The organism is Emergencia timonensis (assembly GCF_900086585.1).
In the GTDB taxonomy this organism is placed as follows: domain Bacteria; phylum Bacillota; class Clostridia; order Peptostreptococcales; family Anaerovoracaceae; genus Senimuribacter; species Senimuribacter timonensis.
Genome location: NZ_FLKM01000009.1, coordinates 592,578 through 606,732 on the forward strand (window position 1 = coordinate 592,578; position 14,155 = coordinate 606,732).

Here is a 14,155-nt window from a genome sequence, read left to right on the forward strand (position 1 = left end):
AAAGCGTCATGCTTCCTCGTCCTCCTGTTCTTCATCAGAAAGCCCGTCCCCCTCGTCCTCGTCGTAATCGTCAAAATCGAAATCTTCAAGGTCGGTGTCGCCCTTGACGTTCTGCTTTGGCTTCATAAACTTAAAATAATAGAACGCGCCCCCGCCGCCAAGAAGTGCCACGACAAGGAAAAGCACAAGCCCGCCTGTATTGCCTTTCTCTTTGGGCTGCTCTGTTGGTTTCTCGGTTTCCGGCTCCGCTTCCTTGCCGCTGCAAGCGGTCATGTTGTCCTTGCAGACAGGGCAGCTCACATTTACCTTTCCGGCTTCGCATTTATCGGTGCAACTGCAAACGGCGGGCGGGGCTGCTTCGGTGCTTCCGTCCTCCATAAGTGCTAAGAGGTCGGCTTCGTCCACTTGATTAAGGAAATGTACGGTGTCCTCGCCCTCGTCGTCCCGGTCAATGAGGATATAAAAGTAATTGCCGTTTTTGGTCGTTACGGTGATAAGCTGCTTGTTGCCGCCGAAATCGTCTACAAGGGTCGCGTTCCCGTCCGGGGTAAGGGGTTCTTCCTTTTGGGGTTCCTCGTAGACAACGCCGCTGTCGTTGGTGTCGTCCTCTCCCTCCGGGGTCTGTGCAAAAGCGGTGACGGAAAAGCCGCCCATAAGTACAAGGGCGGCGCAAAGTGCGGTCAAGGTTCTAAGGATTTTCTTATTCATTCTCGGTGTCCTCCATTTCTTCGGTGTCATGGTCTGCGGGTTCTGCGGGGTAGCCCGGCGCGGCTTCCATACCCGGAATACCGCCCCCGGAAAGCATAGCGGAAAGCTCATGCGGGGAAAGGCGCATGGAGCGCACAAGCTGTACGATTTGCAGGTTTTCCGCTTCGGTTTTCTGCGCTTCAAGCCCCCTTAATCTGTTCTGGTACTCGGTGATTTTCTCGCGGGTCTTTGCAATCTCTTTGTCGATACGTTCAATTTTGTTCATAGCCATCAATAAATTTCTCCTTTCAGATTTTCATTTTTTTGTTGTCAGTTCCAATTCATTAAGCCGTAGCCCTTGATACAGGAGTAATTGACGGGGTAGCTCTTTATCTTGCAGGCGTCGCCGGAATTGCCCTCGACGGTATAGACGCGCTCCCCGTCCGTTCCGATAACAAGCCCCACATGGTCTGCGCTCCCGTCCCCGTCCCAGTCGAAAAAGATAGCGTCGCCGGGGGCGATATTCTCATAGCCCCTCGCGCCCCATTGCCCGCGTGACTGGAACCAGGGTACGCCCTGTGACTGGCACCCGGCAAAGCGCGGCTCGCTCTTTCCGGCTTGATTGTAGCACCATGAAACGAAACAGGCGCACCATTCCACGCGGCTGTTAAATCCGTACCAGCTCCAAAAGGGTCGCCCGCCCACGTTGCCGACTTGCCGCTTCGCAAGGTCTACAACGGCGGTGTTGCCGGGGCGTGTGCCGTTTACAAGCTGTACGCCGCTTAAATCCTCGGACGCGCCCATATCGGGGGAGCCGCCGCCGAAAATCAGCGGTTTGTTTCCGCTTGTTTCCAGATAGACGCGGTACATTTCAAGCTGCTGTGGCGTTAGAAGTTCCTCCGCAATCTCGGAAATGGGCTTGTTCGTCAGCTTCACGTTGAGGATATGGTACTCGTAGGGTACTTCCTCGGTGGTCGTTTCCCCTGTTTCCGGGTCTGTGCTTGTTTCTGTGCGGTAGCGGATTTCCGTTTCTTCTGTCAGCGTCAAAGTGTACTGCATGGCAAAGACGCGATTTAGCTCTGCCTGTGCGCTCTGCGGGGTGTAGGTCTGCAAAAGGGCGGTGAGGTAGGACGCTAACTCATGGGGGTTATGCCCGATACTGTCAAGGTCATAGCGGTATTCGTCATAGCCGGGGTGGGTGCTTTCGATATTGTCAATCTGCTGCTGAAGCTCGTTTTCCTTTGCGGCGTAATTGTTCTCCGTCGCCACAAGGTCGCTGTCCTCCGACGTGTAGGAAGTCCCAAGTATGCCGTTCATCAAGCCGGAGAACATGGAACCGCAAGAGGAAAGCCCCGCCGATACCATGATGAATAAGAGCAGCGCGGCAACGGCGATACATACGCCCGCCGGGTGCCGCCCTACAAAAGCGATTGCCTTTTTTGTTTCCTCGGCGGTCTTTTTTGCCGCCTTGCGGGTGTTCTCTGCGGCTTTCTGCGCCGTTTTTGCGCCGCCTTTCCTTGCCGACTTTGCATACTGCCGCTTGATTTGCTGCTTCTGCATGAAGCGGGAAAGGGGATTGCCCGCAATCTGCGGATTGTCATGCAGGGCTTTATGGTACTGGAAATCCACATTCGCCTTGAACGCCGCTTTCTCTGCCTTTGCCGCCGCCCGGTAGGGTTTGAGCTTGTGGCTGTGGTAGCCCTCCTTGACTTTCCGCGCCCCGTACTTTGCGCCGCGCTCTGCCAGTTCTTCGGATTTGTGCGCCCCCTCAACGCCGGAATTGTCCTTTTCAACGGAATGTATCTTGTTGTGGACGAAAATACCCGCTTCCTGTGCGGGGCGGGATAGCGGGTTATTGTGGGGCTTATTCTTTCCTATGGGCTTTTCCTGTTCCTCAAAATGTAGGCGGGTCTTGCCTTTCCCGGTGGCTTCATCAAAGGTGCGCTCCCGTACAAGTTTCTTTTCTTTGGGGATAGCCGCCTTTGCCGCGTCCAGACGGTCGGCTGCTTTGTCCGATTTTCGGATATACCTTTCAAGCTCCGGCGTTGCCCGTTCCTCGTCGGTAAACTGCAAGCGGGAAGATTTTTCTTTTGCTGTGGCTTCTGCCTGTGCTTTCCTCGCCGCCTTTTTGCTCGCCTTTCTGGTACGCGCCCCGTCGATACGTTCCAAGACGCGCTCGGCTGCTGCGGTGTCCTGTTCCCGTTCTGCCCCCGGCGCATGGGGAAGCGGCGGCGTGTCGGTTAAGGGCGGGGAAGTTGCGCCGCCCGGTAGGGGCTGCGCTGCCTGTTCCGGCTGCGGTGGGGCTTCGGTCTTTGCAAAGTCCGCGTCCCTTATCCGCTTGCTGATACGTTTCTTTTTCCCGGTAGCGGCGTTTACCTCGACAGCCCCCTCGCGGGTCATTTTCTGCGTGACTTTTTCACGCGCCTTATATTGTTTTATGTGTCTGTCCCTCCAATCCGCGCCCTTGCAAGGGCGCAATACTCGGCGTTTATCTCAATGCCTATATAATGCCTGTCAAGCTGCTTTGCGGCTGCCCCCGTCGTGCCGCTGCCGAAAAAGGGGTCAAGCACAACGCCGCCTTTCGGACAGCCCGCCTTGATACAGGTTTCGGCAAGTTTTGGCGGGAACGCGGCGAAATGCCCGCCCTTGTAGGGAACGGTATTGATAAGCCACACGTCCCGCCTGTTCCGCATGGTCGGCATGAGGGCTTCGTCGTAGTAGCTGCCGCTTCGCGCCCGGTTAAGCCCCTGTACGTTCCCCTGTCCGGGTACTTCGTCCGCATATTTCTGTCCCGCGCTGCGCCCGGTGCGGTACCGCGCCGCCGTTGTGGGGGCTAACGGCTCGGCTATGGCGGCTGCGTCATAAAAATACTTCTTTGACTTCGTAAGCAGAAAGATATGTTCATAGCAGCGGGTAGGGCGGTCTTTCACGCTCTCCGGCATGGGGTTTTCTTTCTGCCAGATAATGTCGCTCCTTAAATACCACCCGTCAGCGCGTAGGGCAAAAGCTAAAAGCCAGGGAATACCGATTAAGTCCTTTTGTTTGCAGCCGGAAACGCGGTTGTTTCTTGCAATCTGCTGTCCGTTTCTCCCTTTCGGGTTCTTCGGGTCTGCATGGTAGCCTTTATTTCCTGTGCCGCAGTAGGTGTCCGCGATATTCAGCCAGAGCGTACCGTCAGAACGCAGTACCCGGCGCAGTTCGCGGAAAACCTCGGTCAGCCTGTCAATGTACTGCTCCGGCGTGTCCTCCCGCCCAATCTGCATATCAAGCCCGTAATCCCTAAGCGCATAGTAGGGCGGGCTTGTGACGCAACAGTGTACGCTTTCCTCTGGAAGCTCCCGCAAGGCATAGAGCGCGTCCCGGTTGATAATGGTGTCTGTCCTTAATTTTGTCATGCTTCGCCCACTTCCTCCGGCTTCGTCGTCATTACCCGGTAAAGCTCGGTGTCTTTCGGGAAGCGGTCTACAAAGGGCAGCACCACGTTCCCGTAGAAGATAAGCCCCTCGCCCGCTTCGGTGTGGGTGACATACTTCATCTGCTGCGGGGAGATGTTGAGCTGCTTTGCAAGGATAGCCCGGTCGCCCGCCGCCTGATTGAGCATGAGGACAAAATCAGAGTTTTCAAAGATATTCTCCACTTCGCGGGAAGCAAGCAAATCCTTGACGTTCTGCGTAATGGCTGTGGGTATGCCGCCCCATTTTCTGAAACGCTTCCAGATTTCAACGGAATAGGCGGCGGTCTGTTCCTCTTTCAAGAGAAGATGAAATTCGTCCATAAAATACCGGGTGGATTTCCTTTCTGCCCGGTTGACGGTGACGCGGTTCCATACCTGGTCCTGCACAATGAGCATACCTAACTTTTTGAGCTGCTTCCCAAGCTGCTTGATGTCAAAGCAGACAAGGCGGTTAGAAAGTTCCACGTTGGTACGGTGGTTAAAGACGTTCAAGCTGCCGGAAACGTAAAGCTCCAATGCCGCCGCGATACGCGCCGCTTCCGGCTCCGGCTGCTTCAAAAGCTCGTCGTAGAGGTCGCCCAAGATAGGCATTTTCTCCGGGTCGGGGTCTGCAAGGAAAGGGCGGTACACGTTCCTAACGGCGCGGTCAATGACGGTCTTATCGACGGGCTGCAAGCCCTCCTTGCCGCCGATTACAAGCTCGCAGAGGGAGAGGATAAAGTCGGATTTCAGCGCAAGGGGGCTGTCGTCCTCGGAATAGTTGAGGTTAATATCCATAGGGTTCACATACTGGGGCTTCCCGTCAATGCCCTTGCCCGTAGGCGATAACCGTATCACTTGCCCGTCAAGCCGCTGCACAAGGGAAAAATACTCTGCTTCCGGGTCGCAGATAATTATGTCGTCGTCGGTAATGAGGAAAGCGTTTGTCATTTCCCGTTTGGCGGCAAAGGATTTCCCGCTTCCCGGCGTACCCAAGATTAAGCCGTTGGGGTTCTTTAGCTGCTTGCGGTCGCAGAGTATCATGTTGTTAGACAGGGCGTTTAAGCCGTAGTACAAAGCCGCGCCCGTCTGGAAAAGCTCCTGTGTGATAAAGGGGATAAAGATAGCGGTGCTTGACGTGGTAAGCCCTCTTTGAATGGGGATAAGGTTCTCCCCAAGCGGTACAGAGGACATAAGCCCCGCTTCCTGTTGGTAGTCAAGGCGGGTCAAGGCGCAGTTGTTCTTCTGTGCAATGCCCGCCGCCGCGAATACGTCATTTTCCAGTTTCCGCTTCGTGTCCGCCATGTTCACCACAAGGAACGTCAAGAGGAACATTCTTTCATTCCGGCTCTGCAAGTCCTGTAAGAGGTTCTTCGCTTCGCTGCCGAACGTGGCAAGGTCGGACGGGATTATATCCATGTCGTAGCCGCTGCGTACCGCTTTTTTCTGTTCCTCGATTTTCATTTTGTCAAGGTCGGTGATTTTCCGCTTGATTGTCTTTATGGCTTCGGTCTGGTCGATACTGTGGATATGCAGATTGACGATAACGCCCGTTTCCAAGTCCAGAATATCCGATAAGATACGGTCGTTTAATTCCGGCGCAAGGATTTCAAGGAATGAAACCGCGCCGATTTTGCGCCCCATGCGGAAATAACGCCCCTCGCCAAAACGGAAAGAGGATGGGGCGATAAAGTCCTTTGTGGAAAGCCCGGACGGGGCAAGCCATGAAAAATCAAAGGCAAACTGCCCGCCCTCCGGGTGGAAAATGCCATGCAGCATTTTAAGGCGTTCATAGCCTGTCATGGGGCGGGCAGACACGCCCAAGAGCTTAAAGTTGTTGAGTACGTCCGTTTCGATACGGGCAAGGCGGGATTTCGCCGCGCCCAGACTGTCGGCTTCAATGGCAAAGGTGATATATTTTGCTTTGACAAGCCCGTTGTTTCCCTTTGCAAGCTGGTTTTTCAGCATATTCCGGTATTCTGTGCGGATAGAGTTGAAAGCGTCCTCCTGTGCCGGGATATTGACCGCCTTTTCCGCTTCGCCCCGCTGCGTCCCCTGATTGATGAAAGAGAGCTGCACCGAAACGGAAGCGTCAAAGTAGTTGAGGAAGTCGCACCAGTTCTCAAAAATGGCGGTCTTGTCGTCTGCCTGTGCAAGCTGATAGTTAATATCTTCAAAGGCGACGGTCTTTGAGTATTTCCGTCCCGTAACCTTGCAGATACCGTCCGGGTACATCTGGATATAGGGGATTGTCTGCTGTGCGGTGTGGGCTTTCCCGTCGCCCTTTGCCTGTCTGATGATTTCCGCAATCTGCTTTTTCTCGGCGCGGGTGAGCTTGCGGGGCGGGTTAGGCTTTGCGCTTCCCGCCGCGCTGTTTCTTCGTGTTTCCTTTTGCAATCGCTGATACCTCCTTTTCAAGTTTTCTCTGCCGTTCTAAGACGGAATAAAAGTTGTCTGTCCTGTATGGTCGTTCTTTGGGGGCTATGAATTTCGTCCGTATGATGTTCTTCACCACCACTTCAAGGGGCTGTCCATGCTTTTCATACATGGCGAACAGGAAACAGGGCAGCATGACGGCAATCATAGCCATAGACGCAAGGCTTGTGCCTGTGCTGTCTTTGAGCAGAAAGAAAAGCGGAAGCCCTAACAGGAGAGCTACCGCAAAACATACAATCTGCCGTTTGGTAAGGTTGAAAGCTACTTTTGTCTTGACTTTGGATAAGTCTTTGGGTACGGGTACATACGCCAAGTGGAAACCTCCTTTCTCTGGGTTTTTTGCTGCTGTAAGTTCCCATAGGGGTAATCAAGGCAAAGGTCAATTTCTGCCCTTTGCCCGTCCCTATTCTATGGGGTTTTCCCGCGTCAAGGTCGGGTAGTATTTTCGCCGCTTTGCTCTGAAAATCTCCACCCTACCCTTGACACGCCGCTAATGCGCGGAGAAAATCGACTTCGCCAGTGCGCCGGATTTGAACAGGGAGAAACAGAGGATAACGGTATAGGCTGCAAGGGAAAAAATCGCGCTGTGCAGGTTGTCCGCTATTATCATGTTGTTCACCAAAACCGCGTAAATGCCGACGCATATCATTATGAGGAAGCCTTGAAAGCCAAGCGCGAACAGGGATTTTAGGTAGTTGTTCCCTATCTGTCCCCATTCCCGATTAGTCATTGTTGCGAACGGGATAGGCGATACCGAACAGTAAAGGTAAATTTCTATCATTCTGCCGTAGAGGATAACGGTTATCAGTACGGACATGATTTTCATGCACAAGCTCACAAGGCTTGTTTCCATGACAAGTAAGAGCAGTTCGGGGATTTCCATAGCGTCAAGCCCGCTTTGCATGGAAGCAAGGGCGGCGGCAACATCAATCTCTGTGCTGCCGCCGATTACCCCCGCCGCGCCGGAAACAACGTGCTGCGCCATATCGAACACCGCCATAGTGATGTCAAAGGTGTGCGTCACAAGGTAGACTGCCACAAACGCCTTGAACACCCACTTGAAGAACATGGAAGTGTCAACGTCGTGCATATTGTTCTTTTCCGTTACCATGCTGATAAGCTCATAGCATAGGACGTAGGTAATGACAAGCCCCGCAATGGGTACGATTACATTCTCACTAAGCGTCTGTATCATGGAGAATATATTTGCGTTCCACCCTTGCGGGGTCTGCCCTACCTCTGCGGCGATAGTGCCGACTTTCTCGTTTACGTCCCCGAACATAGTTGACAGATTACCGTTTATGGCTCCTATGAGGATTTCCTTTATCCATTCGTTAATCGCGTCAAGTATGCTCTGCATAAGCCTTTACCCGCGCTTCTTAACCGAACAAGCCGGAAAGCAGCGGTACAAGGGTCATGCCGATAAGGGCAACGCCGCCGCCCGCCATAAGCTGCTTCATGCCCTGGCTTTTCGCGCCCGGATTGTCGTTGCCGTAGCCTTCCATGAGGTTAATCACGCCCCAGATACCAAGCCCGGCTCCAAGTGCTACAACAAGGGTCTGCAAAACGTCTACTGCGCTATTGAAAAATGCCATAAATATATCCTTTCTGCCGCGTCTGCGGCTGTCCGGCAAGCGGACAAAAGGCGGTCAGCGTATGGTCGCCGCCGCATAAAAAAACCGCCCTCTGGTAAAGGCGGCTGTCCCCGCGCTGCGTAAGTCCTGCGGCGCGGCGGTATTCAGTTGTAAGGGGTGCGGCTCCTGCCGCTGTGTACTGCGCCGGAAAGTGGGGGCGCGTATCATGTAGCCGGTATGGATAGATGTGATTGCTTCAATCGCTCCTTTCTGTGTCCCGCTGTGCTGCCGGACGTTTTTTTCAGACTTGCGGGAAGTGAATAGCTTGCGTAGCAAGGTGTTCGCTTCCCGCAAGTTCACAAAGGGGTAGCTGCCGCAAGGCAGCGTAGGGGAAGTGTAGCTTCCCCTGTCCCCCGGCGGTCTGCCATGCTGTCACTGTTGCGGGATAAGCCCCCGGCGCGTGACATACTCCGTTGCAAAACGGCGGTGTTCCGCTTCCTTTTCCCGCCAATACTCCCATAATGCAGCGTCGGCGGCTTCCGCAACATTCATTAAAAACCGTTCAAGCTGCTTTTGTTTTTCCTCTGCGCTACGTTTCCTCATGGTCTGCGTCCTCCTGTAAGTCTGCTGCGTCAATCTCGTAATAGTCAAAAACCTCGTCGGGCTTGACAATGGCGGGGCGGCGTTTAAGGTGCTTTTCCATGTCAAAGGCGTTCTTCGGGTCTGCGTCGGATAGGTACTTGTATTTCGGGTGTTTCGTTATGTCGAATTTGTCCGAAAAGAACGGGCGCACCCCGCGTAGCTGCAAGATACATTTCCCTCCGTCCATGACTGCGATTTCATCTTCCGTCATAAGCTGCTTTCCCAATTTCTGATAGTTCAGCCCATGCGAAAGCTCCCGCCCTCTGGTTTCGGAAGTGTTGAAGCTGTCTATCGTTTCCTTGCCTAAAATCTCCGATATTTCTTTGAGGGTGGTTTTCTCCTTGCCGCCCAAGAAAAGCGTGGTGTCGCAGTTGCCGACTATGGTATCGGCGTTGTCCTTGTAGATTGCCTTTAGCTGTGACTGGCTCTGCAAGATGATTGACGCGGAGATTTCCCGGCTCCGTATCGTTGCAATGAGCTTTTCAAACTTTGGTATCTGCCCGATATTCGCAAATTCATCAAGTAAGCACCTAACATGGACGGGAAGCCGCCCGCCATATTCATCATCTGCTTTGTCGCATAAAAGGTTGAATAACTGTGTGTAGAGAATACTCACGACAAAGTTAAAGGTGTCGTCGGTGTCGCTGATAATCACGAAAAGGGCTGTCTTTCTGTCGCCTATGGTGTCAAGCTCCATTTCGTCGGTTTCCATAAGCTCCCGCAGCTCCTTAATGTCGAATGGGGCTAACCTCGCGCCGCATGAGATAAGTATGCTTTTTGCGGTCTTGCCCGCCGCAAGTTTGTATTTTTTGTACTGCTTGACTGCAAAATGCTCCGGGTCTTTTTCTTCCAGACGTTCAAACATGAGGTCAACCGGGTTCTGGAAGTCCTCGTCGTCCTCGCGGGCTTCCGACGCATTTATCATTTCAAGCAGCGTCGTGAAGTTCTTCTCGTCCTCCGGGGCTTCATACCAGATATAGCCGATTAGCGCGGTGTAGTAGAGCTTTTCCGCTTTCACCCAGAAATCCTCGCCGGATTTTTCCCCGTCGCCTTTGGTGTTGGCGATAATGGTATTGACTAACTTCAAAATGTCCTTTTCGCTCCGCAGATAGGCAAAGGGATTGTATTTCATGGATTTTTTGAAGTTAATCGTATTTAGCACTTTGATACGGTATTTGTACCGCTGTAACATTTTCCCGGTTTCCAAAATCAGTGTTCCTTTCGGGTCAGTGACGATATACGACGTTGGAAAATCCTTTGACGTACATTGCATGAGCGACGGTTTCACAAAGAACCGGGTCTTGCCGCTGCCGGAACCGCCGATTACAAGGATATTTTTGTTTCTTGCGTATTTCGGCTGCTTCGGGCGGCTGTTCATGGTAAGCCGTTCCGTCTGCGTTAGGGGGATATTGTTCTCAAATACCGGGTCGGTGTACGGCTTTATGTCGTCAGCCCCGCCCCAACGCGCCGAACCGTATTCTGTCCCGCGGCGGTATTTCTTCGCGTTCTTGCCTTTGGTGTAGATAATCAGCCGGACAATGACCGCCCCCGCAATGCCTAAAGCTAAGTCTGCCGGGTGGAAGCTCGGCGCGATACTGGAAAAGGCGGCGGTAAAACCGTCCCCAAGATGTAGCAGCTTTGCGCTCGCGTCCGCGCCGGGGGAGAGCCGGACAGCCGCGCCCACTTTATCAAAGAGCCAGACAAAGAGCAGATACGGGAGATTTAAGATAAGCAGCTTCTTGATTTCCGGCTTCATAGCGATACCTCCCTGTCTTTGTTCTTGACCTTTGCCCGTTCCGCGTTCTTGCCCTGTGCAGCTTCTTTGAGGGTAGAGAGCAGCTTTCGGATTGAGGGCTTTTTCTCCTGTGTCAGCTTTTTTGCGGAAAATTCCTTAAAGGCGGCGGTCAGCACGTCCGCGTCCCGCCCCTTGAAGAAAACCAGATAGCGGGGCGGGCTTTCCGTCGCGTCCTTTTTCAGCGCAAAGTCGATACCGTACTTTTTCGCCGTACTCTCAAAGGCTTTGATATTGCCCTCGGTAATCTCAATGTTGGAAACGCCCGCGTTCTGCTTCATAAGCTGCTTTAAGCTCTGCTTGCCCTGTGGCGGTTTTGCAAGCTGCTTTTTGCCCTTTGACAGTATGGCTTTCATTGCCTTTTGGAGCGTCTGCGCGGTCAGCTTCCCGGTCTTGATGTAAAGGGCTATGGTCTTTTCGTTTACTTCGTCCTGCAATTTGTCGCGTCCTCCTTTCGCGTTTCTTTATGGGGCGGCGGTCAGATACGCACCCGCAGCCCGTTCAAGTCCTCGGCTCTGATACCCACAAGATACCAGTTGTCGCCGTACTCAATCCGGGTCGGCTTCCACTTGCCCCGCACGAATACGTCAAAGCACTCGCCGCAATGCAAGCCCCCGTAGTAGCTGTTTAAGTCAAAGCGGATGTCGTAACGGTCGGTGCGCTCGTCAAATACCAATGCTCCTGTCATTTTCTGTGCCATAATAAAATCCTCCTTTTGTGGTTGTGGGTGGTTACAGGCTTTCGCCCTCGTTGCATGAATAATAGTCCGGGTCGCCGTACTGCGGCTTTTTCGGTGACAGTGCGCCGCTTGCCATGTCATGGGCGACAAGGGAAGTGTAATAATTGCCGATAGTGGACGGGGCGTTGAAAAGGGCTGCTTTCAGATATTGCTTGATGTTGCGGATTTTCGTTGTGTTCTCCCGCATACAGTCAAGCACAAAGCGGATATGCTCGCCGTCCAGTTTCATAAACTTAGATTTCACAAGCTCTGCCGGGTAGTCGTCCCCCGCAATCCGTACCCGCTTTCTGGCGGTGCATACGGTTTCAAGCATGAGGTCTACAATCTCGTCAAGCCTGTCACTGTCAAACTTCATGTCCTGTTTGAGAATGTCGTAGTCGATATTGTCCTTGATGATTTCCCGGTATATATCAACTGCGCTCTGTGCTGTCGCTTCCGTTCCTTTCCGTTCCGGCGGCGTAGCCGCTTCTCTGCAAGGAGAGGGGTTAGGGGAAAGGATAGGAATGGAATGGGTACTTTGTTCATCAGTAATTATTTTTTCTTTTTTTGGTAAGTCAGTTCTTTGTATATCTTTATTTAATTGCGTTGGATTTTCCAACGTAGGTTTTTCCAATGTTGGTTTTTCCTGTGTTGGATTATCCAATGTTGGATTTTCCAATGTTGGTAAATCCGGCGTAGGCGGCTGCGGCTGCTCGAATATCACATAGTCCGCGCCCCGCAAGCGTCCTTTCTCGTCGCGCTCCCTTGAACGGACGATATACCCGGCGCGTTCAAGCTCCTTAATGGCTTCGCGGATAGCGTCTATCTTCTCCCGGTTGATAAGGGATAAGCCTTTCAAGGTGTAGTCCCAATCTTCGGGGAGTGACAGCATTTGCGACAACAGCCCCTTTGCCTTTAGGGAAAGCTCCTTGTTGCGTAGGTGGTGGTTGCTCATTACGGTGTAGCCCTTGTTCCGTTCCACTCTGAAAACTGCCATAGTTCATAGCTCCTTTGCTTTGGATTTGTTACGCAGTAGAAGCGCGGTTTCGGGGAATAAGGTATAAATCCCTTGCCGCGCCAGATACACACCCGCAAAACCGCTTGTAGCAAGGCTTTTTCTGCCCCTACTGCGTAACAAAGGGCATGAAAAAAGCGGCGTTCCTGTTCTCCCATGTAGAGAGTAAGAAACGCCGCTTCTGCGTCGTATTCAGTTTTTAGTACAATACCCTGCTTGTCCGTCGCTCGAAAAACCTTGATTTTCCAGTGTTTTCAAAAGTATCGTTATCTAACGTCAGCTTTGTAGGTACCGGTGTAGCCGTACATATTGCGTATTTCAGAATACCTGACGGCATTGTCTAAAAAATTCTCTGCGATAAACTGCGCCCGCAGTGGATCGCCTGGCATTAAGACCGTTTGTGCAATTTGCCCTTTCGTGGCGCCGATATGTAATGACATAAAATCAGTCCTTTCTAATTATTTTTGGTAAAGAAAAAACGATGGGAGACACATCCATCGTTTTCGTAGCTCTCGCTTGTGTATTTAACTTATACACCGGTGGGGACGGGTGAGACTTAGTTAGCTGCTTTTGCAGCGTTGAATCTTTTTGCCAGTCTGGAAATCTTTCTAGAAGCAGATTTCTTGTTGATCGTTCCTTTTGCGGCAGCCTGCATTAACTTCTTTTCTGCTAAAGTAAGTTTTTCTGCAGCCAATTCGAAGTTTTTCTCTTCTAATGCGCCGTCAAAGCTCTTAAGAACTGACTTAAGATGATCTTTTACTCTTCTGTTTCTAGCTGTTTTCTTGTCGATGACCTTGATTCTTTTTTTTGCGGATTTAATGTTTGCCATAATTGTTCACCCCACTATATAAATTTTTAGCATTTTTTTAGCTAAATTCGCACATCTTAGTATATACGAAGACAAGCTAGTTTGCAAGGAAAAATTAAAAAAAGGAGGAAAAATATGAAATATAGAACAGACCTTGCCGTGGAAGGCATCGAAAACCTGTCTGAAACAGGCGTAAAACCGAAAGAAAAGGATGGGATTATCATAGATAAGGCGGAAATCGATCAGGATATCAAGGTTACGACGATCGACATCGTCAATCCGAAGGGGGAGCTGATTCTCGGCAAGCCCTGCGGCAGATATGTGACAATGGAGGTCAAAGGTGTCATTGAAGAAAAGGACGACATCATTCATCGTGCGGCAAAGGCTTTGGCAGTGGAATTGTCCAAGCTGGTAAAACATCATTATTATCTGAAGGTTCTGGTAGTAGGATTGGGTAATGAAAAGGTGACGCCTGACAGTCTGGGGCCTAATACTGTTTCAAAGGTCAAAATTACCAGCCATCTGTTTAAAATTTTTGATTGTGAGGGTGATGAGGAGATGTCTAATGTGAGCGGATTGGCTCCTGGCGTTACAGCTACCACAGGAATGGAAACGGCTGAGCTGATTGAGAAGGCGGTAGACATGACAAAACCTGACGTAGTCATCGCTATTGACGCCTTGGCCGCTAGAAATATCGACAGGGTCAGCACGACGATTCAGATCAGTGACACTGGAATTTCTCCAGGCGCAGGGATGGGCAACATGAGAAAACAGCTCAATGAGGAAACCCTCGGCACCAAGGTGATCGCCATCGGCGTGCCAACGGTTATCGATTCTAAGACGGTAATTATGGAGGCTATGGAGCAGATTCGCGTGCCTGAAAATCAAGTCAGCAGCTATCTGGCTGACAGAGATTTTGACATGGTTGTCACATCTACGGACATTGATATTGTCATCAAATATTTCTCGGACATTATTGCAAAAGCCATTAATATTACGCTTCACCCAGGCATATACTCTTAAAGGATTATGATGAAATCCTGCCAGGGG

General features: G+C 51.7%; 16 protein-coding genes. 1 reads left to right on the forward strand and 15 read right to left on the reverse strand.

Annotated elements, in window-relative coordinates:
• Positions 1-6: 6 nt before the first annotated feature.
• The 15 genes from BN6539_RS13725 to rpsT all read right to left on the reverse strand — a co-directional run bounded on the left by BN6539_RS13725 (position 7) and on the right by rpsT (position 13,126).
• On the reverse strand, positions 7-708 hold the full coding sequence (locus BN6539_RS13725) for a DUF4366 domain-containing protein (protein ID WP_002585094.1): 702 nt from the start codon (positions 706-708) through the stop codon (positions 7-9).
• Positions 701-979, reverse strand: a complete 279-nt coding sequence (locus BN6539_RS13730; RefSeq protein ID WP_002569175.1) for a DUF4315 family protein — start codon at positions 977-979, stop codon at positions 701-703. Before BN6539_RS13730 ends, BN6539_RS13725 begins: the two co-directional genes overlap by 8 nt.
• 38 nt (positions 980-1,017) lie before the next feature.
• On the reverse strand, positions 1,018-2,856 hold the full coding sequence (locus tag BN6539_RS13735) for a CHAP domain-containing protein (protein WP_456318618.1): 1,839 nt from the start codon (positions 2,854-2,856) through the stop codon (positions 1,018-1,020).
• A 266-nt stretch (positions 2,857-3,122) separates the two neighbouring features.
• The gene (locus BN6539_RS13740) at positions 3,123-4,082 is read right to left on the reverse strand and encodes a DNA-methyltransferase (protein WP_008978036.1); all 960 of its coding nucleotides are present in this window, start codon (positions 4,080-4,082) and stop codon (positions 3,123-3,125) included.
• Positions 4,079-6,517 carry a VirB4-like conjugal transfer ATPase, CD1110 family gene (locus BN6539_RS13745; protein ID WP_067539662.1) on the reverse strand — a complete coding sequence of 813 codons (2,439 nt, stop codon included), beginning with the start codon at positions 6,515-6,517 and terminating at the stop codon, positions 4,079-4,081. Before BN6539_RS13745 ends, BN6539_RS13740 begins: the two co-directional genes overlap by 4 nt.
• A complete protein-coding gene (locus BN6539_RS13750) occupies positions 6,468-6,869 on the reverse strand; it encodes a PrgI family protein (RefSeq protein ID WP_067539664.1) in 402 nt (133 codons plus the stop codon). Before BN6539_RS13750 ends, BN6539_RS13745 begins: the two co-directional genes overlap by 50 nt.
• A gap of 177 nt (positions 6,870-7,046) precedes the next feature.
• Entirely contained in the window at positions 7,047-7,916 is an 870-nt protein-coding gene (locus BN6539_RS13755; protein WP_016289915.1) for a VirB6/TrbL-like conjugal transfer protein, CD1112 family, read from the reverse strand.
• Between the two features lie 19 nt (positions 7,917-7,935).
• A complete protein-coding gene (locus BN6539_RS13760) occupies positions 7,936-8,151 on the reverse strand; it encodes a Maff2 family mobile element protein (RefSeq protein WP_002569168.1) in 216 nt (71 codons plus the stop codon).
• Positions 8,152-8,562: 411 nt separating this feature from the next.
• Positions 8,563-8,733, reverse strand: a complete 171-nt coding sequence (locus tag BN6539_RS22645) for a hypothetical protein (RefSeq protein ID WP_002569167.1) — start codon at positions 8,731-8,733, stop codon at positions 8,563-8,565.
• Positions 8,720-10,528: a VirD4-like conjugal transfer protein, CD1115 family gene (locus BN6539_RS13765; RefSeq protein WP_016289916.1), complete on the reverse strand. Its 1,809-nt coding sequence runs from the start codon at positions 10,526-10,528 to the stop codon at positions 8,720-8,722. The genes BN6539_RS22645 and BN6539_RS13765 overlap by 14 nt, the downstream gene beginning before the upstream one ends.
• Complete coding sequence (locus BN6539_RS13770; RefSeq protein WP_002569165.1) at positions 10,525-11,001, reverse strand: PcfB family protein; 477 nt, start codon at positions 10,999-11,001, stop codon at positions 10,525-10,527. The genes BN6539_RS13765 and BN6539_RS13770 overlap by 4 nt, the downstream gene beginning before the upstream one ends.
• 41 nt (positions 11,002-11,042) lie before the next feature.
• A complete protein-coding gene (locus BN6539_RS13775; RefSeq protein ID WP_002569164.1) occupies positions 11,043-11,264 on the reverse strand; it encodes a DUF5348 domain-containing protein in 222 nt (73 codons plus the stop codon).
• A 31-nt stretch (positions 11,265-11,295) separates the two neighbouring features.
• A complete protein-coding gene (locus BN6539_RS13780; protein ID WP_008978068.1) occupies positions 11,296-12,279 on the reverse strand; it encodes a DUF6017 domain-containing protein in 984 nt (327 codons plus the stop codon).
• A gap of 284 nt (positions 12,280-12,563) precedes the next feature.
• A complete protein-coding gene (locus BN6539_RS21935; protein WP_330385090.1) occupies positions 12,564-12,737 on the reverse strand; it encodes a hypothetical protein in 174 nt (57 codons plus the stop codon).
• Positions 12,738-12,853: 116 nt separating this feature from the next.
• The gene (rpsT, locus tag BN6539_RS13785; protein WP_067539667.1) at positions 12,854-13,126 is read right to left on the reverse strand and encodes a 30S ribosomal protein S20; all 273 of its coding nucleotides are present in this window, start codon (positions 13,124-13,126) and stop codon (positions 12,854-12,856) included.
• Positions 13,127-13,240: 114 nt separating this feature from the next.
• Between rpsT and gpr the strand changes: the two genes are divergently transcribed.
• A complete protein-coding gene (gene gpr, locus BN6539_RS13790; protein WP_067539670.1) occupies positions 13,241-14,128 on the forward strand; it encodes a GPR endopeptidase in 888 nt (295 codons plus the stop codon).
• Positions 14,129-14,155: the final 27 nt, after the last annotated feature.